This is a genomic window from Streptomyces sp. NPDC031132, assembly GCF_055570595.1.
Genome location: NZ_JBVIGX010000016.1, coordinates 1 through 25,738, shown reverse-complemented (window position 1 = coordinate 25,738; position 25,738 = coordinate 1). Strand labels below are relative to the sequence as shown.

The window sequence follows — 25,738 nt, the reverse complement described above, 5'->3', positions numbered from 1 at the left end:
GGTGTCTTGCCGGCCGGGCCGGGGCGACACCCCCGACCGCTCGCGCGCGGGCCCGGCGCGGCGGCAGGATCGCAGCATGGACTTCGAACCCGATCCGTTCACGCACGCCGACTACGCCGCCCGGATGGCCGCCGCCGCGCAGAGCGCCGCCGATGCCGGGCTGGCCGGGCTGCTCATCGCCCCCGGGCCCGACCTCGCCCACCTCACCGGCTACCGGCCGGTCGACACCGAGCGGCTGACCCTGCTCGTGCTCGCCGCCGGGCAGGAGCCCGTCCTCGTCGTGCCCGCCCTGGAGGCGCCCGACGCGGCCAAGGCCCCCGGGGCGCCCGCGCTGGCCCTGCGCGACTGGGCCGACGGGAAGGACCCGTACGGCGTCACTGCGCCACTCCTCGACGCCGGCGGCCGCTTCGGGGTCAGCGACAACACCTGGGCGCTGCATCTGCTCGGCCTCCAGCGGGAGTTGCCGGCCACCTCGTACGCCCCGCTCACCGACGTCCTGCCGATGCTCCGCGCGGTCAAGGACCAGCGGGAGCTGGAACGGCTCGCGGCGGCCGGCGCGGCCGCGGACGCGGCGTACGCGCAGATCCTCGAGGTCCCCTTCGCTGGGCGCCGGGAGACCGACATCGCCGCCGACCTGTCCGCGCTGCTGCGCGAACACGGCCACTCCCAGGTGGACTTCACGGTCGTCGGCTCCGGCCCCAACGGGGCCGACCCGCACCACGAGGCCGGCGAGCGCACCATCGGGCACGGCGACATGGTCGTCCTCGACTTCGGCGGACTCAAGCACGGCTACGGCTCCGACATCTCGCGCACCGTGCACGTCGGCGAGCCGAGCGCCGAGGAGCAGCGCGTCCACGACATCGTCCGCGAGGCCCAGCAGGCCGCCTCCGCTGCCGTCCGCCCGGGCATCGCCTGCCAGGACGTGGACCGGGCGGCCCGCGCGGTGATCACCGAGTTCGGGTACGGCGACCGGTTCATCCACCGCACGGGCCACGGCATCGGCGTGACCACCCACGAGCCCCCGTACATGGTCGAGGGCGAGGAGCAGCCCCTGGTGCCCGGGATGTGCTTCTCCGTGGAGCCGGGCATCTACCTGCCCGGCCGCTTCGGGGTGCGCATCGAGGACATCGTGACGGTCACCGAGGACGGCGGCCGCAGCTTCAACAACGCCCCGCGCGAGCTGGCCGTCGTCGAGTAGGAGCAGGAGTACGAGCGGTCACAACTCGCCGGCGACGACCAGGCGGTAGCCGTAGTCCACGCTCTCCTGCCCGAGCAGGTGGGCGTGGCGCCGCTCCCAGGCCCCGGAGGCCAGGTCCGCGCGGAGCCGTTCCATCGCCGGCTCCACGACGGAGGGCGGCAGCGTCGCGAAGGTCGAGCTGGCCGCCCGTACGGCCGCGTCGAGATAGGCCTCCGGCCGGCGCCAGTGGGCGGTCTGGAGGCCGTCCGTGAAATCGTGCGGGATCGGGAACGGCAGGACGGTGTGCGCGTCCAGCGCCTCCACGACCTCCGCCACCGGCGTGAAGCGCGAGCTGTCCAACTCCCGGATCTCCGGCAGGTATTCGTCCACGAGCCACAGCTCGGGCCGGTGTTCGGGGTCCCAGGTGAAGACGGCCTGGCGGCGCGAGACACGGCGCAGCTCGCCGAGCCCGCGGTGCAGATCCCGCCAGTGGTGCACGGTCAGGACCGCCATGGCGGCGTCGAAGGCGCCGTCGGCGAACGGCAGTTCCTCCGCGCCCGCCTTCACCTTCCGGGAGCCGGGATGCTGGTCGAGCATCACCTGCGACGGGTCGACGGCGGTGACCTCGGCGTCCTCCGGCTCGTACGACCCGGCCCCGGCACCGACGTTGACGACGGTGCGCGCGCCGCCCAGCGCCTGACGGATCAGCGCGCCCAGCCGGGGATCGGGCCGCCGTACCTGCTTGTAGCCGATCCCTATGCGGTCGTACGCGGCCGTCGGCCCGTTTTCCTCTTCCCGTACCTGTTCCATGGGGCCGACTGCACCAGAACGGCCCGCCGTGATCAACTGGTTCCGCCGTGGGCCGAAGCCGTCACGGCCCCAGCAGCACCACCGACTCGCCCGGTACGTGGACCCGGCCGTCCGGGCCCGGGTGCTCGACGGGTTCCCAGGCGGCCAGGACCCGGACCCCGTTGCGGCCGAGGGCGATGGTCACCGGCTCGGGGGAGAGGTTCACGGCCACCCGTACGTCGCCCCTGCGGAACGTCACCCAGCGACGCTCCTCGTCGTACGCCACGCGGACCGCGGCCAGGTCCGGATCCCGCAGGTCCGGGTGGGTGCGCCGGAGCGTGATCAGCGTCCGGTACCAGGCCAGCAGCCGGTCGTGCGGGGCGCGCTCCGGCTCCGTCCAGTCCAGGCAGGAGCGGTCCCGGGTGGCCGGGTCCTGCGGGTCGGGAATCTCCTCCGCCTTCCAGCCGTGCGCCGCGAACTCCCGGCGCCGGCCGGCCCGTACCGCCTCGGCGAGGTCCGGGTCCGGGTGGTCGGTGAAGTACTGCCACGGCGTGCCCGCGGCCCACTCCTCGCCCATGAACAGCATCGGCACGAACGGCCCGGTCAGCGCCAGCGCCGCACCGCAGGCCAGCAGCCCGGGGGAGAGCGAGCCCGCGAGCCGGTCGCCGAGGGCCCGGTTGCCGATCTGGTCGTGGGTCTGCGTGTAGCCGAGGAAGCGGTGCGCGGGCGTGCGGCGCCGGTCCACCGGGCGGCCGTGGCTGCGGCCCCGGAAGGAGGACCAGGTGCCGTCGTGGAAGAAGGCCCGGGTCATGGTCTTGGCCAGGGCGGCGAGCGGCGCCTCGGCGAAGTCGGCGTAGTACGCCTGGGACTCGCCCGTCAGCGCACAGTGCAGGGCGTGGTGGAAGTCGTCGTTCCACTGGGCGTGCAGGCCCAGGCCGCCGGCGGCCCGCGGGGTCGTGGTGCGCGGATCGCACCGGTCGGACTCCGCGATCAGGAACAGCGGACGGCCGGACTCGGCGGCGAGCTCGTCCACGGCCGCGGACAGCTCCTCCAGGAACGTCAGCGCCCGGTCGTCGGCGAGCGCGTGCACCGCATCCAGCCGCAGCCCGTCGATCCGGTAGTCCCGCAGCCAGGCCAGGGCGCTGCCCAGGAGGTACGCGCGCACCTCGTCGGAGCCGGCGGCGTCCAGGTTTACCGCCGCGCCCCACGGGGTGTGGTGGGTCTCCGTGAAGTACGGCCCGAAGGCCGGGAGGTGGTTGCCGGAGGGGCCCAGGTGGTTGTGGACCACGTCCAGCACCACCCCGAGCCCGGCCGCGTGGGCCGCGTCCACGAACCGGGCGAGCCCGGCCGGGCCGCCGTACGGCTCGTGCACCGCCCACGGCGCGACCCCGTCGTACCCCCACCCGTGCCGGCCGGGGAACGGGCAGACCGGCATCAGCTCCACGTGCGTGACCCCGAGCGCGGTGAGGTGCCCGAGGCGGGCGGCGGCCGCGTCGAAGGTGCCCTCGGGGGTGAAGGTGCCGATGTGCAGCTCGTAGAGGACCGCGTCCTGGAGACGCGTGCCGGGCGCCGGAGCCTGCGGGGTGAGTGGCTCGAAATCCACCACCGCCGAGAGGCCGTCGGGCCCGTCCGGCAGCCGCCGCCCGCGCGGGTCGGGCTGTACGATCCCCTCCCCGGGGGCCACGCCCAGCAGGAATCCGTACCGGTCCCCGTCGGCGGCCGGGGCCTCGGCGAGCCACCAGCCGGGCCGGTCCGGATCGCGTGCCATCTCGTACGTCGCGTCTCCCAGCCGCAGCGCGACCCGGTCTGTCAGCGGTGCCCACACCTCGAACTGCACGGACGGTTCCCCTCGTCTGCGGCGGTACCCGGAACGTGTGCTTGCCCCATCATCGCGGGACGGCCGGAGGAGTTCTGGACACTCCGGCCCTGACGGGCCGACAATCACCCTGTGACGTCGAGTTTCGAGTTCCCCGCCTTCCCGGTTCCGCGCCTGTCCGACGCGGAGCGCGACCGGGCGTTGGAGCAGCTCCGCGAGGGTGCGGCCCTCGGGAAGCTGTCCCACGACACGTTCCTGCGCCGTATGGAACTCGCCCTGGTCGCCCGCCGCTCCGAGGACCTCGTGGTCCTCACCGCCGACCTCGAGAGCCGCGGGAGCGGCGAAGGCCCGTGGACGCGTCGCGTCTTCGCCTGGGTGGGCCGCGCCTCGGCCGTGTCCGCCGGGGTCCGGCGGGCGTGGACCGCCGAGCGGCTGCCCAAGCTGCTGCTGCCGCACCCGAGCGCGCGGGCCCTGCGGATCGGCCGCGACCCCGGCAACGGGCTGCGGCTCACGGACGAGACGGTCTCCCGGGTGCACGCCGAGCTCGGGCTGCGCGACGGGGTGTGGGTGCTCACCGACCTCGGCTCCTCCAACGGCACCACGGTCAACGGACGCCGGGTGACCGGCTCGGTGGCGGTCCGGGCCGGGGACCAGATCGGCTTCGGCCGGATGAACTTCCGGCTGTCCTCCAGCTAGGGGGTGTCGTCGAAGTCCCGTCTGGCCGGCGGGGCCCGGCACGCGCGCTCGCCGCGTTGTCGTCGGTCGACGACGCGAGCGTCGCCTCCCTCCTCGGCCTCGCGATCGCACGCACCGGACGCCGCTCCCTGATCCGGCCTGATCGGCAAGACACCCCCTAGGGCCCGCCCCGTTCCGCGATCTTGCCGGGGCGGATGATGGGGTCCATGGAACACGGAGACCCGAAAGACCCGAAGGACCCGAAGGAACGCCCGGCCGTCGTGCGCCCCGCGCGCCCCGAGGACCTGCCCCGCCTCGTCGAACTCGTCCACGAGCACGTCGCGTACGAGAAGTCCGCGCCCCGCCCCCCGGACCTGGCCGACCAGCTGGGGCCCCAGCTGTTCGCCGAGGGCGCCCGCGTGTGGGTGCTGCTCGCCGAGGCCCCGGACGGCTCGGTCGCCGGATATGCCGCCTGTTCGGCCGAGTTCGCGTTCTGGGACGCCCGGCACTACCTCCACATGGACTGCCTCTACCTCGCCGAGGAGGCCCGCGGCCACGGCCTCGGCGCCGCCCTGATGGACGGCGTGGCGGGCCTCGCCCGCGAGCTCGGCCTCGACCAGGTCCAGTGGCAGACCCCGGACTGGAACGAGGGCGCGATCCGCTTCTACGACCGGCTCGGCGCCACGGGCGCACCCAAGCGCCGCTACGCCCTGTCCGTACCGGGCGAAGGCCCCGCGGCCTCCATGGGGTGTCCTACACATTGACCGTCCCGGCCGCCACGAGCCGTTCGTACGTGGCCAGGACGGTACGGGTCTGGTGCTCGACCTGGGTGGCCACCGGGACCCGGCGGGCCTGGAACCGGGCGCCGAACTCCTCGCACCAGCCGGTGACGAGCCGGTCCAGCCCGGGCGCCGCCGGGTGGCCCTGAGCCCGGAGCACCCGCAGCAGCATCGCGGCGGCGCGCAGCGACAGGCGCCGCCCGAAGGCGTCGATGCTGCCGACGGCGGCCGCCGTGGCCTCGGCGGGGGCCCCGGGGCCGGTCCACTCCACGGTGATCCGGGGGATCAGGGCGAGCGTCCAGTCGACGGCGCGCAGCAGCGCGGCCGCCCCGGGGTCCGCGGTGGGATCGGCGCCGGGGCCGTGGCCGGAGCCCGAGCCGGTGCCCCCGCCGGGCTCCGGGGCCCCGGCCACCCGGTCCCGTACGCGGGCCACGAGCGCGGCGTCGGCGGTGAGCCGCCCCGCCAGGAGCCGCAGGGCGCCGCGCGGGTCCGGATGCGGGGCGGGGTCGTCCACCAGGTCCGAGGCCCACATGGGGACTTCGACGATGGCGGTGGTGCCGTCGTACCGGTGGGCGTGGTACCAGGTGCTGAGCCGGGTGTCCTCCGGGTGGAACGCCCCGGCGGCGTCGGCCCCGGCCTGCGGCATCACGAAGATCCCGGGCCCGGGGGAGGGCCAGCCGGCCGCGTCCGAGGCCCCGGTCTCCACCGGGATCCGCAGCTCGGCGGCCGATTTGGCGAACGGCTCCGCCAGGCCCGGTATGTCCCGGGTGAGCTGTACCCAGGACCCGCCGAGGTCGGTGCCGTGGAGCGAGACCTGCAGGACGGGCCGCAGCTCGTCGATGAGGGCCGTCAGGGCCAGGGTCTCGGGCGGCAGCCGGTCCGGAGGCAGTAAAGACGGCGCCCACTCGGGCTGCTCCGGACCGGGGGGCCGGAAGAAGTTCCGGTGGTAGTCGAGCAGGGAGTGCGGGCGGGGCGTACGGTGCAGGGCCGCCCCGTCGGGGTCGGCGCACAGCAGGAAGTGCCAGCCCCGCCCGGCGCGGATCGCCGGGTCTTCGAGGACGCGCCGCGCCAGCGCGAGCGCGGTGGCACCGCCGACGGGCTCGTTGGCGTGGGCCCCGGCGACGACGAGCACGCCCGCGCCCTGCGGGCTGCCGCTCGGCTCGACGGAGAGCAGCCACAGGGGCCGGCCGCCCCGGGAGGTGCCGGCGCGGCGGAGCCGGGCCGGGCCGGGGTGCTCGTCCGCCAGCGCGCGGGCGGCCAGCGCGAGCTCGGACGGTGTGGGGTAGCACATGTCACGGAGGAGGGTCACGTCTGATGCAATGCCCGCCGCGCACGCCCCCTACTGCTCCGCACGCCCCACACTTCCCGGAATGCCCTGGCCAACGCCTTGCCGGTACGGCCCGGTCCGTCGGCTACTGCTGGTGGAGTCCGCGGCCGGCCAGGGACAGGAAGGCCTCGCCGACCGCCTCCGACAACGTCGGATGGGCGTGGACGTGGCGGGCCACGTCCGCCGGCTCCGCTTCCCAGCCCACGATCAGCTGGCTCTCCGCGATCATCTCCGACACGTGCGGCCCCACCAGGTGGACGCCCAGCACCCGCCCGCCCCGCTCGGCGACCACCTTCACCGTCCCGCCCTGTCCGTGCACCATCCCCTTCGCCACCGCCGTCAACGGCATCGTGTTCACGACGACGTCGTAGGAGAGCTCCCGGGCCTGTGCCTCCGTCAGCCCGACGGCGGCGGTCTGCGGCGCGGAGTACGTCACCCGCGGCACCGCCGCGTAGTCCACCGGGGCACTCGCCACCCCCGCCAGGGTCTCGGCGACGAGCAGCCCCTCCGCGAACGAGGCGTGCGCCAGGCCGAGCGAGGGCGGCGGCAGCAGGTCGCCCACCACGTGGATCCCCGGGACGGCGGTCTCCAGCCGGGACCAGTCGGCCGGTGTCACGAACCCCCGCTCGTCCGTGGTCAGTCCGGCCGCCGCCAGGTCCAGCCCGTCGGTCACCGGGACGCGGCCGACCGCGACGAGCAGCCGCTGCGCCACCACCTCCCCGACGTCCCCGCGCGCCCCTCGTACGGTGGCCCGCACGCCCCCGCCGGGGAGCCGCTCGGAGCCTTCCAGCCGGGCCGCGGTCCGCACGTCGATCCCGCGCTTCTTCAAGCCGCGCGCCAGGTGCCGGGACACGTCGGCGTCCTCCGACGGGACCAGCCGTTCCGCGGCCTCGACCAAGGTCACTTCGGCGCCCATGGAGCGGTGGAAGGAGGCGTACTCCACGCCGATGGCCCCGCCGCCCAGCACCAGGACCGAGGCGGGCAGCCCCGGCGCGAACAGGGCGTCGTCGCTGGTGACGACGGTGTGCCCGTCGGGCTCCAGCCCGGGCAGGACGCGCGGCCGGGAGCCGGTGGCCAGCACGATGCCGCGCGCCGCGGTGAACTCCCGCCCGTCCTCGGTCCGGACCGAGCGCGGTCCGGTCAGCCGGGCGCCGCTGCGCACGACGAGGACGCCGGCGTGCCGCAAGTGGCCCTCCACGCCCTGGTGGTTGCGGGAGACGATGTCGTCGCGGGTGGCGGTCAGGGCCGACCAGTCCACCGAGTCCACGGTGGCCCGCACACCCCACCGCTCCCGCGCCTCGGTCACGCCGTCGACGAGTTCGGCCGCGTGCAGCATCGCCTTGCTGGGGATGCACCCGCGGTGCAGGCAGGTACCGCCGACCCTGTCCCGCTCGAAGAGGGCGACGCGCAGGCCGAGGGCCGCGGCGCGCAATGCGGTGCTGTAGCCGCCCGTCCCGCCGCCGATCACGATGACGTCCACGGAACGCACGGAGTTGCCGGTGCTGTCGGTGTTCATGGGACAAGCCTGCGGTCGGCCCGTGCCATGAGTCCAAGGCAATGATCTTCTCGGTTCCATGCACGTTCTTTATGCTTCCCGACCATGAGCCTGCGTCAGATGGAGTACTTCCTCACCGTCGTGGAGGAGTCCTCCTTCACCCGCGCCGCCGACGCCCTGCACGTCACCCAGCCCGCCCTCTCCCACCAGGTCAAGGCCCTGGAGAGGTCCGTCGGCGGCGAGCTGCTGGAGCGCCTGCCGCGCGGGGTCCGGCTCACTTCCATGGGCCGGGCCTTCCTGCCGCACGCTCAGCTCGCCGTCCGCAGCGCGCGGCAGGCCGAGCGCGCCGCCCGCGCCGCCGCCGGGGCCGCAGGCGGCGAACTGCACCTCGCCACCGTCCATGCCGTCGCCATCGGACTGCTCCCGGGTGTTGCCGCCCGCTGGCGGTCCCTGTACCCGGGCGTCCAGCTGGTCCTGCGCGAGTACGGATCCACGGAGGCCCTGGAAGAGCAGCTCGAACGGGGCGTCGCCGACCTCGCGGTGGGCCCGGAGCCCAAGGAGTGGACCGGCCCGGTCCTGCCGGTGGGCCGTGAGGAACTGGTGCTGGTGGTCCCCTTCGACGACCCGCTGGCCGGCCGGGGCTCCGTCCGGCTGGCCGAGCTCGCCGACCGCGGCTGGATCCGCTGCGCCATGGAACCCTCCGTCCAGGGACGGGCGTTCCTCGACTGGGCATGCGGCACGATCGGCTTCACCCCGCGCACGGTGCTGCGCACGGAGCACACCTCGACGGCCGTGCGGATGGCGGCCGCCGGCGTCGGCATCGTCGTGGCCCCGGCCCACGTGGTCCGGGGCGCCCTCGGCGAGGACTGCGCGCTGCTCTCCCTCGACCCGCCGTGGCACCGCCCCCTCTCCGTGTTCTCCCGCGTCCCGCTGACCGGCGCGGCCGAGGCCTTCGCCGGGCTACTCGTCTCCCGGCCCGCCGTCGCGCAGTAGGACGGCGACCGGCCGGGCCGAGAGCAGGTCCGCCAGCCGCACCTCGCCCTCGTACGGGGCACCCCGGTCCAGGAGCGAGGTCCACCGGCCCGGCGGGAGGGCCAGGGTCGTGTCCCGCCAGCCGCCGGCCCGGGCGAGCCGGCACGAGAGCCGGGTTGCCACGGCGAGGAGCCCCGCCGGGCGGGAGAAGGCCAGGCAGTGCTCCGCCGCCGGGCCCCGGGCCCACAGGGGGGCGTAGCCGGTGAACAGCTCGGGCCGGTCCCGGCGCAGCCGCAGCAGGGCGGCCGTCAGCGCGAGCTTCTCCTCCGCCTGGCCCTGCGGTGCGGCCCCCGCGTCCAGCCGGGCCAGGTCCTCACGCGGGAAGAGGACCGGGCGCCGGTTGTCCGGGTCGACCAGGGCCCGGTACTCCGTCTCGGCCCCCTGGTAGACCTCCGGGACGCCGGGCATCGCCAGGTGCAGCAGGGCCATGCCGAGCAGGTTCGCCCGGGCCGCCGCGGCCAGCTCGGCCGGCAGTTCCGGGTCGTCCGGTGCGTATCCCGCGACGGAGGCCTCGTACGCCGGGTCCTGGTCGGTCCAACTGGTGTGCAGGGCCGCCTCGCGGACGCCCTTGAGGAGCGCCTGTACGAGTCGCTCGGTGCGCTCCGGTACCTCCCCGAGGCCCAGCGCCGTCTGCCGTGCCACCCAGGCCAGTTGGGGATCGGCGCCGCCGGGCCGGCCCATCAGCTCGGGCGCCTGGGAGAGCGCGGAGATCCGGGCCCGGACGTCCGCGCTGCGCTTGGTGTCGTGCGTGGACAGCACCGTCCCGGAGCTCGGCCAGTCCCGGTCGAGCGCGGCGCAGTACGCGTGGAACTCTGCGGGCGGTACGGCCGGTTGCCCGGGATCCCCGCCGACCTCGGTGGCCGACAGCAGCGGGGCGTGCCGGTAGAAGGCCCGGTCCTCCAGCGATTTGGCCCGCAGGGCCGCCGAGGTCTGGGCGAAGCGCGCCGCGAAGGCGGGATCGCGCAGCACGAGGTCCCGTACGCCGGCCACCGCGCCCGGACCGGCCGACGCGGCGGCCTCCGCCAAGGCCTGCGGGTCGAGCCCCGACTCCCCGGGGTACGGCCGGTAGACCGGATAGGCGATCAACAACTCTCGTACACCGGCGGCGAGTTCCGGACCTGCGGCCCGCTCGAGGGTGGCCAGCTCGGCCGCCAGATCGCCGGTCAGCACCTCCCGCGCACAGGCCCGGGCCGTCTGTTCCCAGTCCGGCGTTCCGGTGAACTCCACGTACCGCCGGGCCAGCTCAGGGGCCCCCGCCGGGTCGGTGAACACCCCGTCCACCCGGTGCAGCGCGTCGTACCCGGTGGTCCCGGCCACCGGCCAGCCGGGCGGCAGCCGCTCCTGCCGGGCGAGGATCTTCTCCACCACCACCCAGCAGTTCCCGCCCACGGCCGTCCGCAGCCGCCGCAGGTACCCCTCCGGGTCCGCCAGCCCGTCGACGTGGTCGATCCGCAGTCCCTCGGCCACCCCGTCCCGCACCAGCTCCAGCACCTTCGCGTGCGTCGCCGCGAACACCTCCGGGTCCTCCATGCGGACCCCGATCAGGTCCGAGATCGTGAAGAACCGCCGGTAGTTGAGGCTCGTGCGGGCCTCCCGCCACCAGGCCGGGCGGTACCACTGCGCGGCCAGCAGCTCGGCCGCCGCCAACCCCGCCGTGCCCTCGCGCAGCGGGAACTCCAGCTCCCCGTGACGCAGTACCCCGTCGTCCCGGTCGACCGCGAAGGCGCCGGGCTCGGCCGGCCCCGGGAGCACCGGCAGCAGCACCTGGCCGCCGCCCGCTTCCCAGTCGATGTCGAACCAGCACGAGTACGGCGACCGCGGCCCCTCGCGCAGCACCTCCCACAGGGGCCGGTTCAGCCGCAGCGGGGTCGGCACCGCCATGTGGTTCGGCACGATGTCCAGCACCAGGCCGAGCCCGTGCCCCCGGGCGGCCGCGGCCAGCGCCCGCAGCCCCGGCTCGCCGCCGAGCTCGGCCCGCACCGCGGAGTGGTCGGTGACGTCGTACCCGTGCGCCGAGCCGGGGACGGCCTCCAGCACGGGCGAGAGGTGCAGGTGCGACACGCCGAGCGAGGCGAGGTACGGTACGGCTGCCTCGGCCGCCGCGAAGGGGAACTCCGGTCGCAGTTGAAGACGGTAGGTCGACGACGGGGCCGCACGTGACGGGGCCGCAGGTGGCCCCGGAGTGACGGCTGTCGGAACGTCAGATTCCGTTTGGCTGCTCGGGTACGGCTGGCTCATGAGAACGTACGTACCCACCTTGCCGGATTCCGTGCCATGACCCAATGCATCCGGGTGACTGCACCGCGTTAGGGTCGATCAAGTGTCCGGAACCGTCAACACCTATCGAAGAGTCATCGCCCTGACCGGGCCCCTACTCCCGCTCCTCTCCTTCCTCGCGCGGCTCCCCGTTGCGATGTCCCAGTTCGGGAGCGTGCTGCTGGTCGCCGAGACCAGCGGCTCCCTCGCCACCGCGGGCATCGTCGGCGGCACCCTCTCCGCCGGACAGGTGGTCTTCGGGCCCGTCCTGGGCCGGCTCGCCGACCGGTACGGGCAGCGGCCCGTGGTCCTGACCGCCGCCGCGGTCAACGCGGTCGCCACCGGCGCCCTGGTCGCCGGGGCCCTCGGAGGCCTCGCCACCGCCCCGCTCGCCGCGATCGGCGCCGTCACCGGAGCCTCCGTACCGCTGATCGGACCACTCGCCCGGACCCGCTCCGTGGCCCTCGCCCACCGCGCCGAGGCCGACGAGGGCGTGGTGGGCGCCGTCCACTCGCTCGAGGGCACCCTGGACGAGGTCTCCTTCGTCTTCGGGCCGGCCCTCGTCGGACTCGCCGCGCTCGTCGCGCACCCCGCGATCGCCCTCGCCGGGGCCGCCGCCCTCGTCGCCGTCTTCGCCACCGCCTTCGCCCTGCACCCGACGGCCGCCGTCACGGCCGGGGCGGGAGCGAAGGAGCACGCCCCGCGGGGACGGGGTGCCCGGGCCGGTGCCCCCGCCGACGCCGAGCGCCGCAGCCGGCACCCGCGCGTCGTGTACGCCGTACGGGGCTCCCTGCTGCTCCAGGGAGCCATGTTCGGCGCCTGCCAGGCCGGAATCGCCGCCCTCACCGCTCGTTTGGGCGTCCCCGGCCAGGCAGGCATCGTGTACGCCGCCATGGGCATCGTCAGCGCCGCCGTGGGACTCGCCCTCGGGGCGCTGCCCGCCCGGATCGGGCTGCGGCTGCGCTGGCGGGCGGCCACCGCCGCCGCGCTGGTGCTCTCCGTACCGCTGCTCTTCACCGACACCCTGTGGCCGCTGTACGCGGTCGTCACCGTGCTCGGAGCCGCCTACGCCCCCCACCTGATCACCGCGTTCGCGCTGACCGAGCGGGTCGTGGAGCCGGCCCGGCTCGCCGAGGCCACGGCCTTCGCCGCCAGCTCGCTCGTGGCCGGGCAGGCCGCCGCGCTCGCCGCCTCCGGCCGGCTCGCCGAGTCGTACGGGCCCGCCGGGGCCTTCGCCGTGGCCGTCGGGGCGGCCGCACTGTCGCTGCTCCTCGCCCTGGTCACCCGGGTGCCCGCCGCCCGGGCGCACCCCGCCGCGCCGAAGGCCTTCATCCCGGCGCAGCAGACCGCCTCCCCGAACGCGACCGGGGACCCGACGGTCCCGCCGGGCCCCGCGGGCTCCTCCTACGCCGGGCGCTGAAGCACCACCAGACACCGTCCTGTCAGCGCCACCCGGTCCCCGGCCGCGAACTGCGGTCCGGTGCCGGGTGGCAGTACGTCCGGCCGCGCCGTGTCCACGACCAGCCGCCACTGCGCCCCGTGCCCGGCCGGGACCGTGAAGTCCTGCGGATCGGCGCCCGCGTTGAACATCAGCAGGAACGAGTCGTCGGTGATCCGCTCCCCGCGCGAGCCCGGCTCGGAGATCGCCTCCCCGTTGAGGAACACCGTCAGCGAGCGCGCGTGCTGCGCCTGCCAGTCGCGGGCCCGCATCGGCTCCCCGTGCGGGGTGAACCAGGCGATGTCGGAGAGCTCGTCGTTCGTCCCCTCCACCGGCCGGCCGTGGAAGAACCGGCGCCGCCGGAACACCGGGTGGTCGCGCCGCAGCCACACCATGCGCCGGGTGAACTCCAGCAGGGACGGCGCCGGTTTGCCCGGCTCCGGCCAGTTGACCCACGACAGCTCGTTGTCCTGGCAGTAGGCGTTGTTGTTGCCGCCCTGCGAGCGGGCGAACTCGTCGCCGTGGCTGAGCATCGGCACGCCCTGCGAAAGCATCAGGGTGGCCGTGAAGTTGCGCATCTGGCGCTCGCGCAGCTCCTGGACCTCCGGATCCTCCGTCGGCCCCTCGACCCCGCAGTTCCAGGACCGGTTGTGGGTCTCCCCGTCCCGATTGCCCTCCCGGTTCGCCTCGTTGTGCTTCTCGTCGTACGAGACGAGGTCGTTCAGGGTGAAACCGTCGTGGCAGGTGGTGAAGTTGATGGACGCCAGCGGGCGGCGGCCGTCGTCCTGGTAGAGGTCCGAGGAGCCGGTCAGGCGCCCCGCGAACTCCGCGAGGGTCCGCGGCTGGCCGCGCCACAAGTCCCGTACAGTGTCACGGTACTTGCCGTTCCATTCGGTCCACAGCGGCGGGAAGTTCCCCACCTGGTAGCCGCCCTCGCCCAGATCCCAGGGCTCCGCGATCAGCTTGACCTGGCTCACCACCGGATCCTGCTGGACCAGGTCGAAGAACGAGGACAGCCGGTCCACCTCGTGGAACTGCCGGGCGAGCGTCGCGGCGAGGTCGAAGCGGAACCCGTCCACATGCATCTCGGTGACCCAGTACCGCAGCGAGTCCATGATCAGCTGGAGCACGTGCGGGGAGCGCATGAGCAGGGAGTTCCCGGTCCCCGTGGTGTCCATGTAGTGCCGGGGATCGTCCGCGAGGCGGTAGTACGAGGCGTTGTCGAGCCCCCGGAAGGACAGCGTCGGGCCCAGGTGGTTGCCCTCGGCGGTGTGGTTGTAGACCACGTCGAGGATCACCTCGATCCCGGCCTCGTGCAGGGCCCGCACCGCCGACTTGAACTCCAGCACCTGCTGGCCGCGGTCACCGGAGGCGTAGCCGTTGTGCGGGGCGAAGAAGCCGATCGTGTTGTAGCCCCAGTAGTTGCTGAGCCCGTCGTCGACCAGCCGGTGGTCGTTGACGTACTGGTGTACGGGCATCAGCTCCAGCGCCGTCACCCCGAGCTTGGTGAGGTGCCCGATGACCGCCGGGTGCGCCAGGGCCCCGTACGTGCCGCGCAGCTCCTCGGGCAGATCGGGATGACGCATGGTCAGTCCCTTGACGTGCGCCTCGTACAGCACGGTGTGGTGGTACTCGTGGCGCGGCGGGCGGTCGTTCGCCCAGTCGAAGTACGGATTGACCACGACCGAACTCATCGTGTGCGGAGCCGAGTCGAGGTCGTTGCGCGAATCCGGGCGGCCGAAGTGGTAGCCGTACACCTCCTCGCCCCAGTCGACGCTGCCGGCGACGGCCCGCGCGTACGGGTCCAGCAGCAGCTTGGCCGCGTTGCAGCGCTGCCCGCGCTCGGGCTCGTAGGGGCCGTGCACGCGGAAGCCGTAGCGCTGCCCCGGCATGACCCCGGGCAGGTAGGCGTGGCGTACGAAGGCATCGGTCTCGCGCAGCTCGACGGCGGTCTCCGAGCCGTCGTCGTGGAGCAGGCACAGCTCGATGCGTCGGGCGGCCTCGGAGTAGACCGCGAAATTGGTGCCGGCGCCGTCGTACGTGGCGCCGAGCGGATACGCCTGTCCCGGCCAGACCTGCATGGATAAGACTCTTCCCCTCGTCCCCCGACTGTCGGGCTGATGGTTCGGGCTGATCCGGCGTGGACCACGTCTCTCCAGATCTTCCCCGAAAGTGGGCCCGCACGCGGGGACTTGGGATGCTCCTCCCGGGTGACCCGGAGAGCTGATATGCGGGTCAGCGGACTATGCGGGCATCGGATAATGGGTCAACGGACCACCGGTGTAAGGGCCATCGGGCTGCATCGGGCGCCGCGCTCGGAGTACCCTTCCGTGATCACTGGAGACGGGCGTCCAGACGCAGAAGGCGGTGCACGGGTGAGCTCGGGAGGTCTGGAGCTGCCCCCTGGTGACAGCGGTCACGAGGGCGGCCCGGCGGACGCCCCAGGAGGTGCACCCGGTGGTGCGCCCGGCGGGGTGTCGGGCGGCGTGTCGGGCGGCGTTCCCACGGGGGTGCCGGCCGGGGCGGTGTCGCTGGCCCCGACGGCGGCGGGGAGTGTGCGGGCCGGGGCCGAGCTGGACTGGGGCGCGGACGCGTGGAGCGAGGTCCGGACCCGTGCCCAGCGCGCCGGGCGTGCGTACATCTGGCTGAACCTGATCGAGCAGCGGCTGCGCGCCGTCGTCGGCGCCGTGCTGCGGCCGATCTACGAGCCCGTGCACGGCGGGGACGACTGGGTGGTCGCGGCCGCCGGACCCGCCGGCCAGGAGTGGGTGCAGCGGGCCGTCGCGGTCCGCGAGGTCAGCCGGCGCAAGGGCTACCTGCTGGACCCGGCCGACGACAACGTGCTGAGCTTCCTGACGCTGCCGCAGCTGCGGGAGCTCATGGTCCAGCACTGGCCGTGCTTCGAGCCGTACTTCGACGACCGGCGGGAGATCGAGCTCGCGCTCGACGAGCTGGAGGTCACCCGGAACGTGGTCTCCCGCAACCGGGCGCTGTCGCGGGCGGTGCTGGAGCAGGCGGAGCGGGCCTCGGCCCGGCTGCTGGAGGTGCTGGGCGGCGGCGCGGGCTCCCCGGCGGCGGACCGGCTGCCGATCGACGCCGTCGAGGACCTGGTGGGCGACCGGTACGCGGACGTCATCTCGGTCCACCCGGACCGGGTCCGGCTGCAGCGCCAGCTCCCCGCGGAGGACCTGTTCGGCGGGGCGCGGCGGCTCGACGCCATCGGCATAGGGCTCAACCTGCTGGTGCAGAACTTCTCGGGCCGAAGACTCGTGCGCCTCACGGAGGCCGGCTGCCGGGTCCGGCTGCTGTTCCTGAACCCGGCCAGCAGCGCCGTGAAGCGGCGGGAGCGGGAGCTCGGCCTGCGCAAGGGCGAGCTGAGCCGCTCGGTGGAGATGAACATCCTGCACGTGCGTCGGGTGCGGGCGGGGCTGCGGGATCCCTCGCGGTTCGAGATCCACGTCTTCGACGAGACGCCCCGCTTCACCGCCTACCTGGTGGAGGGGGAGTCCTCGGGCATCGCGGTCGTGCAGTCGTACCTGCGCCGGGCGCGCGGCATGGAGGCGCCGGTGCTGGTGCTGCGGGGCGGCGGAGCCCGCGGTTCCTCGCGGGACGCGGAGCACGGGCTGTTCCCGACGTACCGCGAGGAATTCGAGTCGATCTGGCAGGATTCCCGCCCGGTGTCGTGACTGTCAGTGCCCCGTGGCAGGCTGAAAGTCGTTGACCGAAGGTGTACGGGGTGCACGGGGAGTACGGGGTATGGGGGGGCACGGGGTGGAGAACTGGCGCGGCACGGGGGACTGGCACGGCGGTGTGCTGATCGGATTCGACCTGGAGACGACCGGCACGGAGCCGGGGGAATCGCGGATCGTGACGGCGGCGGTGGTCGAGGTGCGGGCGGGCGAGGTGCGCGAACGGCGCGGCTGGCTCGCGGATCCGGGGATACCGATCCCCGAGGGCGCCTCGGCGATCCACGGGATCAGCACGGAGCGTGCGGTGGCGGAGGGCCGCCCGGTGCGCGAGGTCGCGGACGAGGTCGCGCAGGTGCTCGTCGAGCACTGGCGGCGGGGCGCGGTGGTCGTCGCGTACAACGCGGCCTTCGACCTGACCCTGCTGACGGCCGAGTTGGCCCGGCACGGGCTGCCTTCGCTGGCCGACCGGCTGGGCGGGGCGCAGCAGACCGGGCCCGTGGTGGACCCGCTGACCATCGACCGGGCGGTGGACCGCTACCGGCGCGGCAAGCGCACCCTGGAGGCGGTGTGCGGGGTGTACGGGGTCAGGCTGGACGCCGCGCACGATGCCGGCGCGGACGCGCTGGCCGCGGTGCAGGTGGCCCGCGCGATAGCCGCCCGCCACCCGGAGGTGGCGGCGCTCACCCCGGCCGACCTGCACGTCCGCCAGGGCGGCTGGCACGAGCGCTGGGCCCGCGACTTCCAGTCGTACCTGCGCCGTCAGGGCACCCCGGACGCGGTGATCGACACGGCGTGGCCCCTGCGGAGCCTGCTGCCGGCCTCGGCCTGAGGCCTACACGGGCCACTCCGCGCGGTCCCCGGGCTCCGCGCCGGGGCCGGGGGCGGGCGGGTCCCCGGTGCGCGGGCGCCGGGGCCGGGCTGCGGTGTGGATCGTGGTGTGCCGGCATGCGCGGTTCGCGGTACCGCACCTCTTAAAAGGTTCGCGGTACCGCACCCCTTAAAAGGCGTGCCAGCGCGTTTCCGGGTCGCCTTCGCGCAAGGAGGCCACCCGGCGGCGGAATTCGGCCAGTGCCTTCGGGTTCGTCGGGGCGTGCTGGGCGACCCAGGCGCAGCTGGCCGTCTCGCGGGCACCCCGCAGCACCGCACAGCCGGCCCAGTCGCGCACGTCCCATCCGTACGCCGCCACGAAGGCCTCGTACGACTCCGGCGGCAGCCCGTACCGGTCGCGGGACAGGGCCATCACCACCAGGTCGTGCTCGCGCAGATCGGCGGAGACGGTCTCCAGGTCCACCAGGACCGGCCCGTCCGGACCCACGTGGACGTTGCGGGGGAGGGCGTCGCCGTGGATCGGGCCCGGCGGCAGGTGCGAGGTGAGCGCGGCCACCTCGCCGGCGTACGCATCGCGCCGGGCCCGCAGGTAGGCCGAGTCGGCCGGGTCGACGGCCTCGCCCGCCAACCGCAGCCAGCGCTCGACCCCGCCCAGCAGGTCCCGCGCGGGCAGCGCGAACGGCGCTGTCGGGAGGGCGTGGATCTGCCGCAGCAGCACCGCCAGGTCGTGCGGTCCGGCAGGCCGCACCGCATCCGCGAGGCGGTGCCACAGGGTCACCGGGTGCCCCGCCACCAGCCGCGGCTCCGGCTCGGCCGCGCGCACCGCCGGGATCCCGGCCTCCTCGAGCCAGCCCGCCACGGCGAGCTCCCGCTCGGCCCGCTCCAGCAGCGCCGCCTCCCGGCCGACCTTCACCACCAGATCGCCGGCCGCGAAGACCGCGTTCTCGCCCAGCGCCAGCAGAACGGCCGGCCCCGTGAGCCCCGCCGCCCCCAGCACGCCCCTGGCCTGCGCCTCGTCCATGCCACCTCTCCACATCCGGACCACCACGAATCCGCCAAGTCTTGCATTTCCGCGTCTTCGTCCCGCCTTCGTCTTCGCCGTTGCCTTCGCCGCTGCCTTCGCCTTCGCCTTCGCCCCCACCGGCTCCCGGCCAGGCGGCCGAATATCTTCGTTGCACGAGACGTATCGTCTCGTTAGTCTCGCTGCATGACCTCAGCCAAGCCCGCACACCTCGCCATGTTCTCCATCGCCGCCCACGGGCACGTGAACCCGAGCATCGAAGTGATCCGGGAACTCGTCGCCCGCGGGCACCGTGTCAGCTACGCCGTCCCCGCCTCCTTCGCCGAGAAGATCGCGGAGACCGGCGCCACACCGGTGATCTGGAACTCCACCCTCCCCACCGACGACGAGCCCGAGGCCTGGGGCACCGAGCTCATCGACAACATCGAGCCGTTCCTGAACGACGCCGTCCAGGCCCTGCCGCAGCTCGCGGCCGCCTTCGAGGGCGACGAGCCCGACCTCGTCCTCCACGACATCACCTCCTACCCGGCGCGCGTCCTCGCCCACCGCTGGGGCGTCCCCGCCGTCTCCCTCTCGCCGAACCTGGTCGCCTGGACCGGGTACGAGCAGGAGGTCGGCGAGCCGATGACGGCCGAACTGCGCGCCTCCGAGCGCGGGCAGGCGTACTACGCCCGCTTCCGCGCCTGGCTCGACGAGAACGGCATCGACGAGGACTGCGACCCCTTCGTCGGCCGGCCGCGCCGCAGCATCGTGCTCATCCCGCGCGCCCTCCAGCCCCACGCCGACCGCGTCGACGAGTCCGTCCACACCTTCGTCGGCGCCTGCCAGGGCGACCGCAGCGCCGACCAGGGTGCCTGGGAGCGCCCGGCGGCAGCAGAGGGGAAGAAGGTGCTGCTGGTCTCCCTCGGCTCCACCTTCACCAAGCAGCCCGCCTTCTACCGCGCCTGCATCGAGGCCTTCGGGGACCTGCCCGACTGGCATGTGGTCCTCCAGATCGGCAAGTTCACCGACGAGGCCGAACTGGGCGCCGTCCCGGCCAACGTGGAGGTCCACCGCTGGGTTCCCCAGCTGGACATCCTGCGCCAGGCCGATGCCTTCATCACCCACGCGGGCGCCGGCGGCAGCCAGGAAGGCCTTGCCACCGCCACCCCGATGGTCGCCGTCCCGCAGGCCGTCGACCAGTTCGGCAACGCCGACATGCTCCAGGGACTCGGCGTCGCCCGGCACGTCCCGAGGGAGGAGGCCGACGCACCGACCCTGCGGGAGGCCGTCCTCGCACTCGTCGCGGACCCCGAGGTCGCGGCGCGCGCCGAGGCCGTCCGCGCGCAGATGGCCGCCGAGGGCGGTACGCGACAGGCCGCCGACCTCATCGAAGCCGAACTGTCCGCGTTGTCGGTGCGCCGTCCTATCGTTCGGTCATGACCACGAAGTCCACGAAGAAGTACGCGGCCCTGCTGCGCGGAATCAACGTCGGCGGGGCCAAGAAGGTCCCGATGGCCGAGCTGCGCGAGGTCCTGGCGGGCCTCGGCCACACCGAGGTGCAGACGTACCTGCAGAGCGGCAACGCCGTCTTCGCCAGCACGAAGAAGGACCCGGTCGCCCTGGCCCGCGAGCTGGAGCGGGCCATCGAGGCCCGCTTCGGCTTCGTGGTGCGCTGCCTGGTGGTCGACGGCGATTACCTGCGCGCCGTCGCCGAGGCCTGCCCCTTCCCGGCCGCCGAGCTGGAGGGCAAGCAGCTGCACGCCACCTTCCTCTCCGCGCAGCCGGCCGAGGAGCGGTTCGCCTCGATCGACGGGCCCGCGTACCTCCCGGAGGAGTACCGGATCGGCGACCGGGTCGTCTACCTCTACGCCCCGAACGGGCTGGGCCGCTCCAAACTGGCCGAGGTCCTCGCCAGGCCCGCCGTGTTCAAGGGCATCGACGCGACGACCCGTAACTGGAACACCGTCGCCAAACTCGTCGAGCTGACGGAAGCGAGTCAGCCCTAGCTCCAGTCGATGTCGGCCAGGCTGTCCAGCGGACTGCGGTCCTCCACGGCCCTCGGGACCGCCAGCGTGTCGGCCTGGACCAGCGCGGCGGGGAACGTGAGGCCGATCCGGTTCTGGACCTCGCCCAGCTTGACCTGGAACACCCGGAACTCGTCCAGCTCCAGGACCTCCGTCAGGACCAGGTTCTGGGTCAGCAGGAACGCCTTGGCCTTGAGGGTGCCGTTCTCGGAGTACGCGAGCACCTTCCAGAACTCGCGCGGAAGCTGCACGCCCCGGAAGACGCGGTCGTCGTCCTGGAACACCGGCCCGCCGAACACGCTGATCTTCAGGCCCTCGACCTCGACCTCCTCGAAGAGGGCGTTCTCCAGCTCACCCCAGATGCCGGCCTTCGCACTCTGGTTGAAGTCGTCCATCTGCGGGGTGATGTTGGTGTAGAAGAACGAGTCGGTGTTGGCGCGGTCCGCCTCGGGCATGGGGCCCCAGATCAGGTCGGCGCGGCGCGCGATGTGGCCCCGGTCGAGCCGGTTGCCCTTGTAGATCTCATTGCCGACCTGGACGTCGGCCGGCAGCCGCGGGTCCTTCTTGAACTCGATCCCGCTGCGGTCGATCTTCTTGATGGCGCCGCCGTCGATGTTCCAGGCCACCCAGAAGGCGAACCGCCGCTTCCCGTTCAGCGCCAGCGAGAAGTGGGTGTACGGGATGACCTCGGTCCCGGAGAGCTGCACGGCATCCGCCTTGACGGCCGCATCCAGCTGCGGGGTGGATATCGGCACCGTGAGGAAGCCCGGGTCGTACCCGGCCACGGCCTCCAGCGAATCGCGGGCCGGCGGCTGGAGGGTGATCTTCAGTTCCTCGAAGACCGAGTGGGGGAAGCAGGCCAGCGCCCGGTCCTCGGGGTCCGCGTCGCTCTCGCCGCCGAAGTGCAGACCGGCCAGTACGTCGGTCGGCTTGCCGGTGCGCGCCTTGAACAGCCAGGCCGAACCGGAGTCGCCGGGCAGGCTGATCTCGCCGCCGTCCGCCGGATGGCCGGGGTCGGGGCCTATCTCGAAGCACTCGATCTCGCGCACCCCGACCGGCGGTCCGTAGTCGATGCTCACCTTGGCGAAGGGCCGCGTCACCACCCCGTGCGTGACACCGGTGGTCCGCCCGCTCTTGACGACCTTGTCGTCGATCTGCGGCTCGCCCAGCTTCGTCGGCGTGACGCCGAGGTCCAGGATGGCCGTGTCGAAGTCGCGTTCCGTGATGCCGGCGACGGCGCAGTCGCCGACCTGGCCGAGGTGGGAGCGCTTGAGCGTGCCGAGCCGGTTCAGGGCGATACGGCTGTCGTCGGCGGTCCCGGGCTGTACGACCTCGTCGCCCGGCACGCCCTTGCGGCCGTTCAGCACGTGCCAGTTGCTCAGGACGCAGGTCGAGCCGTCGTTCTTGTCGAAGACGATGCAGCCGAGGGTTCCGGCGCTCACTTTGACGTTGCCGACGCTCACCCCGGGACGGACCGGGTCGACGCGCTTCTGCCGCTCGGGCGTCTGGGCCTCGGGCACCACCAGGAAGTGCGGCTTGTAGCTGCGCTGCACGACATCGGTCGGCACCTTGACGCCGCCGCCTATGTCGATGACCGGCGGTATCTCGACGCTGTCCACGTCCCGTACGCCCTCCGGCCGGACCTTCTTGTCCACCGTGAACTGCAGCGCCAGTTCCTTGCTCCGCTTGCCGTTCTTCTCCTTGTAGCCGATGCCGATCGAGGACACGTTCGGGTCGCTGAGGTAGCTCGACCCGCGGGTACGGATGAATTGCTTGAGCGAGGTGATCAGTTCGTCCTGCCCGTTCGCGGGCTTGGCGGACGTGCGCTTCTTGACAGCCATCAGGGGCTCCCTTCAGGCAAGGAGTTCAGGCGAGAGAAGCCCCGCCGAGAAGATTCCGGCCCCCGAGATGGTTGAAATCGACGCAAACAGACCGGGGCTCCCCGCTCCGTGCGTGCACTTCCAGCCTACGGCCGGGCTACTGGCCGAGCGCGTCGAGGACGGCCAGCTCCCGAGGCGTCAGGTGGATGGTTGCCGCGTCAATGTTTTCGGCCAGGTGGGCGGGGGACCCGGTGCCCGGCATGGGGCACAGCACCGGTGACCGGTGCAGCAGCCAGGCCAGCGCGATCTGCCCCGGGCCCGCACGGTGCCCGGTGGCCACGGCGGTCACCGCGGCCGCGCTCTCGCGGGTGAGGGCGCCGCTGCCCAGGGGGTAGTACGGGAGGAAGGCGATCCCGCGCGCCTCGCACAGGGCGAGCACCTCCGCCGAGGACCGGTCCAGCAGGTTGTACGGGTTCTGGACGGAGGCGACCGGGACGAGCTCCAACGCCTCGTGCAGCTGTCCGGCGGTGACCGTGTCCAGCCCGATGTGCCGGATCTTCCCCTCCTTCTGCAACCCGGCGAGCGCGCCCAGCTGTTCGGCCATCGGGACCGACGGATCGAAGCGGTGCAGCTGGTAGAGGTCGATGCACTCCACCCGCAGCCGCCGCAGACTCGCCTCGCACCTCTCCCGCAGCTGCTCGGGACGCCCTGCGAGATGCCACCGGTCCGGGCCGGTGCGCACCACCCCGCCCTTCGTGGCGATGACGAGCTGCTCCGCGTACGGGTGAAGGGCCTCGGCGATCAGCTCCTCGGCCAGGTCGGGGCCGTAGTTGTCGGCCGTGTCGACGAAGGTGACACCGCGGTCGACGGCGGTGTGCAGCAGGGCCCGGGCCTCGGCGCGGCTGCCGCGCGGGCCCCAGTAGCCGGGTCCGACCAGACCGCCCGTACCGAGGCCGAGCCGCCGAACGGGGAGATCGCCGCCGAGAAGGAACATGTCGTCCGCCATGCCCCGACGGTAACTCAAGGCTCCGGATGTGCCAGGCTCCTGGCCATGCGTTACATCATCATCGGCGCCGGCGCGATCGGCGCGACCATCGGCGGACGGCTGGCGGAAGCGGGCGCGGAGGTCGTGCTCGTCGCGCGCGGCGCGCACGCACAGGCCCTCACGGCGGACGGACTGCGGCTCACGACGGCGGACGGGACCCGGGTGCACCGGATCCCGGTGGTCACGGGCCCGGCGGAGCTGGGTGAACTGCGGCCGGACGACGTACTGCTGCTGACCGTCAAGACCCAGGACGCGATCGCCGCGCTCGATGCGTGGGGCGACGCGGAGGTCGCGGGCGGCGGCACGGCGGCGCAGCGGCTGCCGGTGCTGTGCGCACAGAACGGGGTGGAGAGCGAGCGGCTGGCGCTGCGCCGCTTCGCGCGCGTGTACGGGGTCTGCGTATGGCTGCCCGCCACGTTCCTGGAGCCGGGGGTGGTCTCCGCGCTGTGCGCGCCGCTGACGGGCATCCTGCACATCGGACCGGCCGCGGGGGGCGCGGATGCACGGGCCCGGCGGATCGCGGCCGACCTGGAGAAGTCCGGCTTCGAGGCGCCGGTCGTCGAGGACGTGATGCGGTGGAAGTACGCGAAGCTGCTGGGGAACCTCGGCAACGCGATCCAGGCGACGACCGGTCCGGAGCCGGACCCGGCGAAGGGCGCGCTGCTGCTCCGCGCGGTCCGCGAGGCGAAGGCGGCGTTCGACGCCGCCGGGATCGCGTACGCCTCGGACGCGGAGCAGGCGGCGGCCCGTGACGGCAAGGTGGACCAGCCGCCGGGCCTGCGGGGCGGCTCCTCCTGGCAGTCCCTGCATCGGGGCACGGGCTCGATCGAGGCGGACTACCTGAACGGTGAGATCTCGCTGCTGGGGCGCCTCCACAGGATCCCGACCCCGGTGAACGACACCCTCCGTCACGCGGCGAACATCTTCGCCCGCGAGGGCCTCCCGCCGGGCGCGATGTCCATCGAGGACCTGACGGCCCTGGCCGACGAGGCGGCGGCCAGGGCCTAGGTGTGTCGTCGAAGTCCCGTCTGGCCGGTGGGCGGACGACGCTACTTAGACGACACCCCCTAGGAGGCACCTCGGACGTCAGAACGTCAGAACGTGCGGTCGCTGCGCCAGCTGGCCTGGCTGGACGGGTTGTTCAGGTCGACGGTGAGGCCGGAGAGGCGGCCGTCCGCGCCGCGGGTGCCGGTGTACCGGCCCCGGGGTCCGTGGTTCCACTGGACGACGAAGTAGATGTCGTTCCCGGTGACCTTGGCGTCCGCCTCCAGGGTCCCCACGGTGTTTCCGGACGACGTGGTTCCGAAGAGGTTCCCGTTGCCGTCCTGGGTCAGGTTCACGTGCACGGTGGCGTTGGTCTGGTAGATGGTCCACTCACCACCGGCGTTGAAGAACGCCGCCGCCCGGGCCTCCCGCACCGCACTCGGCGCACTGGCGGGGGTGGCGTTCGCGGGGGCGGTGAGACCCGCTCCCGCGACGGACAGGATCAGGGCGGCGGCGGACGTGGTCAGGAGCTTGCGCGTACGGCGTGACATGGACATAAGCCCTCCAGGGGCGGCCAGGACGATCGATCCCGTTGTGTGATGCACGGAACCTCGCGCCTGGACTACCCATGATCCACTGGCCCGAGCCCTTGATTCACTCGAACGAGAATCAGGCCGCGGCGAGGAGGGGCACGCCGCACGGCGCCGTGTCGTAGCGGCGCAGCAGCAGGCGGGCCAGCTCGGGAGCCGCTCCGAGCACGCCGGCCACCAGGTCCACCCCGGCGGCTTCCGCACCCGCCTCGATGCGGTCCGGCAGGCGCCCGGGGGCGATGACGTACGGGGCCACCGCCACCCGGCGGACGCCCTCGGCGCGCAGCGCCCGTACGGCGTCCTCCGTACGGGGCAGTGAAGCGGAGGCGAACGCAGGCCGCACGGCGCACCAACCGGTGTGCCGCCACTCCCGCGCGATTTCAGCGATCACTGCGATCGCCTCCGGGTCGGAGGAACCGGCGGACGCGAGCACCACACCGGTGGTGGCGCGGTCCGCCGGGGTGAGGCCCGCTTCCGCGAGGCGCCGCTCCAGGGCGCCGACCAGCAGCGGGGACGGGCCGAGTACGTCCGCGATCCGGAAGGAGAGGTCCGGCATCCGGGACGTGGCCTCGGCCAGCACCGCGGGTATGTCGGCCTTCGCGTGGAACGCCCGCGTCAGGAGCAGCGGGAGGGCCACGATCTCCCGTACGCCGGATCGGTACAGGGCGGAGGTCACCTGGGCCACCGTCGGGGTGTCGAAGTCCAGGAAGGCCGTCTCCACCCGCAGCCCCGGCCGCAGCGCCCGCACCCGCCGGGTGAGGGCGTGCACGGTCGCCGCGTGCCGCGGGTCGCGGCTGCCGTGGGCGATGACCAGCAGGACGGGAGCGCCGGCGGAGCCGGCGCCGGGGGCGCGGAACACGGATCGCACGGCGGGGCTCAGCTCTTCACCAGCAGGCCGCGGCTGCGCAGTACCCACCGCTCGACCGGGCTGAAGATGAGCAGGTCGATGGCGATGCCGACCACGAGGATCA

At 73.5% G+C, this 25,738-nt stretch carries 20 protein-coding genes and 2 pseudogenes; 10 read left to right on the top strand and 12 right to left on the bottom strand.

Annotated features, from left to right (window positions below; translation table 11 throughout):
* Positions 1–76 precede the first annotated feature (76 nt).
* The gene (locus ACZ49B_RS23490) at positions 77–1,198 is read left to right on the top strand and encodes an aminopeptidase P family protein (RefSeq protein WP_468309074.1); all 1,122 of its coding nucleotides are present in this window, start codon (positions 77–79) and stop codon (positions 1,196–1,198) included.
* Between the two features lie 18 nt (positions 1,199–1,216).
* On the opposite strand, the gene ACZ49B_RS23485 is transcribed toward ACZ49B_RS23490, so the two are convergent.
* Together ACZ49B_RS23485 and treZ are read right to left on the bottom strand one after the other, a co-directional pair.
* Complete coding sequence (locus ACZ49B_RS23485; RefSeq protein WP_468309071.1) at positions 1,217–1,987, bottom strand: class I SAM-dependent methyltransferase; 771 nt, start codon at positions 1,985–1,987, stop codon at positions 1,217–1,219.
* A gap of 61 nt (positions 1,988–2,048) precedes the next feature.
* Positions 2,049–3,803: a malto-oligosyltrehalose trehalohydrolase gene (treZ, locus tag ACZ49B_RS23480; RefSeq protein ID WP_468309069.1), complete on the bottom strand. Its 1,755-nt coding sequence runs from the start codon at positions 3,801–3,803 to the stop codon at positions 2,049–2,051.
* A gap of 111 nt (positions 3,804–3,914) precedes the next feature.
* Here treZ and ACZ49B_RS23475 point away from each other — a divergent pair, with 111 nt between their 5' ends.
* Together ACZ49B_RS23475 and ACZ49B_RS23470 are read left to right on the top strand one after the other, a co-directional pair.
* Positions 3,915–4,478: a DUF1707 and FHA domain-containing protein gene (locus ACZ49B_RS23475; RefSeq protein WP_399247867.1), complete on the top strand. Its 564-nt coding sequence runs from the start codon at positions 3,915–3,917 to the stop codon at positions 4,476–4,478.
* A 206-nt stretch (positions 4,479–4,684) separates the two neighbouring features.
* A complete protein-coding gene (locus ACZ49B_RS23470; RefSeq protein WP_468309065.1) occupies positions 4,685–5,221 on the top strand; it encodes a GNAT family N-acetyltransferase in 537 nt (178 codons plus the stop codon).
* Here the strand turns inward: ACZ49B_RS23470 and ACZ49B_RS23465 are convergent.
* Together ACZ49B_RS23465 and lpdA are read right to left on the bottom strand one after the other, a co-directional pair.
* The gene (locus ACZ49B_RS23465; protein WP_468309063.1) at positions 5,211–6,545 is read right to left on the bottom strand and encodes a M14 family zinc carboxypeptidase; all 1,335 of its coding nucleotides are present in this window, start codon (positions 6,543–6,545) and stop codon (positions 5,211–5,213) included. The genes ACZ49B_RS23470 and ACZ49B_RS23465 overlap by 11 nt on opposite strands.
* Before the next feature lie 103 nt (positions 6,546–6,648).
* A complete protein-coding gene (gene lpdA, locus ACZ49B_RS23460) occupies positions 6,649–8,079 on the bottom strand; it encodes a dihydrolipoyl dehydrogenase (protein ID WP_468309061.1) in 1,431 nt (476 codons plus the stop codon).
* Between the two features lie 84 nt (positions 8,080–8,163).
* Here lpdA and ACZ49B_RS23455 point away from each other — a divergent pair, with 84 nt between their 5' ends.
* Positions 8,164–9,051, top strand: a complete 888-nt coding sequence (locus ACZ49B_RS23455) for a LysR family transcriptional regulator (RefSeq protein ID WP_468309058.1) — start codon at positions 8,164–8,166, stop codon at positions 9,049–9,051.
* On the opposite strand, the gene treY is transcribed toward ACZ49B_RS23455, so the two are convergent.
* Entirely contained in the window at positions 9,019–11,328 is a 2,310-nt protein-coding gene (gene treY / locus ACZ49B_RS23450; protein WP_468309057.1) for a malto-oligosyltrehalose synthase, read from the bottom strand. The genes ACZ49B_RS23455 and treY overlap by 33 nt on opposite strands.
* Positions 11,329–11,410: 82 nt before the next feature.
* Between treY and ACZ49B_RS23445 the strand changes: the two genes are divergently transcribed.
* Positions 11,411–12,766: an MFS transporter gene (locus ACZ49B_RS23445; protein WP_468309054.1), complete on the top strand. Its 1,356-nt coding sequence runs from the start codon at positions 11,411–11,413 to the stop codon at positions 12,764–12,766.
* Here the strand turns inward: ACZ49B_RS23445 and glgX are convergent.
* Entirely contained in the window at positions 12,751–14,865 is a 2,115-nt protein-coding gene (gene glgX, locus ACZ49B_RS23440; protein WP_468309052.1) for a glycogen debranching protein GlgX, read from the bottom strand. The genes ACZ49B_RS23445 and glgX overlap by 16 nt on opposite strands.
* A gap of 294 nt (positions 14,866–15,159) precedes the next feature.
* On the opposite strand from glgX, the gene ACZ49B_RS23435 reads away from it, so the two are divergent.
* Both ACZ49B_RS23435 and ACZ49B_RS23430 read left to right on the top strand, forming a co-directional pair.
* Entirely contained in the window at positions 15,160–16,470 is a 1,311-nt protein-coding gene (locus ACZ49B_RS23435; protein WP_468309049.1) for an SAV2148 family HEPN domain-containing protein, read from the top strand.
* 70 nt (positions 16,471–16,540) lie between these two features.
* A complete protein-coding gene (locus tag ACZ49B_RS23430) occupies positions 16,541–17,302 on the top strand; it encodes an exonuclease domain-containing protein (RefSeq protein ID WP_468309047.1) in 762 nt (253 codons plus the stop codon).
* 168 nt (positions 17,303–17,470) lie between these two features.
* Here the strand turns inward: ACZ49B_RS23430 and ACZ49B_RS23425 are convergent, their stop codons facing one another.
* Positions 17,471–18,322, bottom strand: a complete 852-nt coding sequence (locus ACZ49B_RS23425) for a phosphotransferase enzyme family protein (RefSeq protein ID WP_468309045.1) — start codon at positions 18,320–18,322, stop codon at positions 17,471–17,473.
* A gap of 151 nt (positions 18,323–18,473) precedes the next feature.
* Here ACZ49B_RS23425 and mgt point away from each other — a divergent pair.
* Positions 18,474–19,744 (top strand): annotated as a pseudogene (mgt, locus tag ACZ49B_RS23420) (macrolide-inactivating glycosyltransferase).
* A complete protein-coding gene (locus ACZ49B_RS23415; protein WP_468309042.1) occupies positions 19,741–20,310 on the top strand; it encodes a DUF1697 domain-containing protein in 570 nt (189 codons plus the stop codon). Before mgt ends, ACZ49B_RS23415 begins: the two are co-directional and overlap by 4 nt.
* On the opposite strand, the gene ACZ49B_RS23410 is transcribed toward ACZ49B_RS23415, so the two are convergent.
* The gene (locus ACZ49B_RS23410; RefSeq protein ID WP_468309039.1) at positions 20,307–22,169 is read right to left on the bottom strand and encodes a DNA/RNA non-specific endonuclease; all 1,863 of its coding nucleotides are present in this window, start codon (positions 22,167–22,169) and stop codon (positions 20,307–20,309) included. The two genes, ACZ49B_RS23415 and ACZ49B_RS23410, sit on opposite strands and share 4 nt — an antisense overlap.
* A 136-nt stretch (positions 22,170–22,305) precedes the next feature.
* Positions 22,306–23,154: an aldo/keto reductase gene (locus ACZ49B_RS23405; protein WP_468309037.1), complete on the bottom strand. Its 849-nt coding sequence runs from the start codon at positions 23,152–23,154 to the stop codon at positions 22,306–22,308.
* A 45-nt stretch (positions 23,155–23,199) separates the two neighbouring features.
* Between ACZ49B_RS23405 and ACZ49B_RS23400 the strand changes: the two genes are divergently transcribed.
* Positions 23,200–24,201 carry a ketopantoate reductase family protein gene (locus tag ACZ49B_RS23400; RefSeq protein ID WP_468309034.1) on the top strand — a complete coding sequence of 334 codons (1,002 nt, stop codon included), beginning with the start codon at positions 23,200–23,202 and terminating at the stop codon, positions 24,199–24,201.
* A gap of 86 nt (positions 24,202–24,287) precedes the next feature.
* On the opposite strand, the gene ACZ49B_RS23395 is transcribed toward ACZ49B_RS23400, so the two are convergent.
* From ACZ49B_RS23395 to ACZ49B_RS23385, 3 genes and pseudogenes are all read right to left on the bottom strand, one after another.
* Entirely contained in the window at positions 24,288–24,728 is a 441-nt protein-coding gene (locus ACZ49B_RS23395) for a hypothetical protein (protein WP_468309032.1), read from the bottom strand.
* 118 nt (positions 24,729–24,846) lie between these two features.
* The gene (locus ACZ49B_RS23390; protein WP_468309261.1) at positions 24,847–25,626 is read right to left on the bottom strand and encodes a sirohydrochlorin chelatase; all 780 of its coding nucleotides are present in this window, start codon (positions 25,624–25,626) and stop codon (positions 24,847–24,849) included.
* Positions 25,627–25,643: 17 nt separating this feature from the next.
* Positions 25,644–25,738: pseudogene (locus tag ACZ49B_RS23385) on the bottom strand (ABC transporter permease); the annotation flags it as partial.

Bases quoted from the DNA above. Each gene is read 5' to 3' on its own strand.
- ACZ49B_RS23395 (WP_468309032.1), bottom strand. From the start codon at position 24,728: ATGTCACGCCGTACGCGCAAGCTCCTGACCACGTCCGCCGCCGCCCTG.
- ACZ49B_RS23405 (WP_468309037.1), bottom strand. From the start codon at position 23,154: ATGGCGGACGACATGTTCCTTCTCGGCGGCGATCTCCCCGTTCGGCGG.
- ACZ49B_RS23485 (WP_468309071.1), bottom strand. From the start codon at position 1,987: ATGGAACAGGTACGGGAAGAGGAAAACGGGCCGACGGCCGCGTACGAC.
- treY (WP_468309057.1), bottom strand. From the start codon at position 11,328: ATGAGCCAGCCGTACCCGAGCAGCCAAACGGAATCTGACGTTCCGACA.
- ACZ49B_RS23415 (WP_468309042.1), top strand. From the start codon at position 19,741: ATGACCACGAAGTCCACGAAGAAGTACGCGGCCCTGCTGCGCGGAATC.
- ACZ49B_RS23425 (WP_468309045.1), bottom strand. From the start codon at position 18,322: ATGGACGAGGCGCAGGCCAGGGGCGTGCTGGGGGCGGCGGGGCTCACG.
- ACZ49B_RS23430 (WP_468309047.1), top strand. From the start codon at position 16,541: ATGGGGGGGCACGGGGTGGAGAACTGGCGCGGCACGGGGGACTGGCAC.
- glgX (WP_468309052.1), bottom strand. From the start codon at position 14,865: ATGCAGGTCTGGCCGGGACAGGCGTATCCGCTCGGCGCCACGTACGAC.
- ACZ49B_RS23490 (WP_468309074.1), top strand. From the start codon at position 77: ATGGACTTCGAACCCGATCCGTTCACGCACGCCGACTACGCCGCCCGG.
- ACZ49B_RS23400 (WP_468309034.1), top strand. From the start codon at position 23,200: ATGCGTTACATCATCATCGGCGCCGGCGCGATCGGCGCGACCATCGGC.
- ACZ49B_RS23410 (WP_468309039.1), bottom strand. From the start codon at position 22,169: ATGGCTGTCAAGAAGCGCACGTCCGCCAAGCCCGCGAACGGGCAGGAC.
- lpdA (WP_468309061.1), bottom strand. From the start codon at position 8,079: ATGAACACCGACAGCACCGGCAACTCCGTGCGTTCCGTGGACGTCATC.
- ACZ49B_RS23470 (WP_468309065.1), top strand. From the start codon at position 4,685: ATGGAACACGGAGACCCGAAAGACCCGAAGGACCCGAAGGAACGCCCG.
- ACZ49B_RS23455 (WP_468309058.1), top strand. From the start codon at position 8,164: ATGAGCCTGCGTCAGATGGAGTACTTCCTCACCGTCGTGGAGGAGTCC.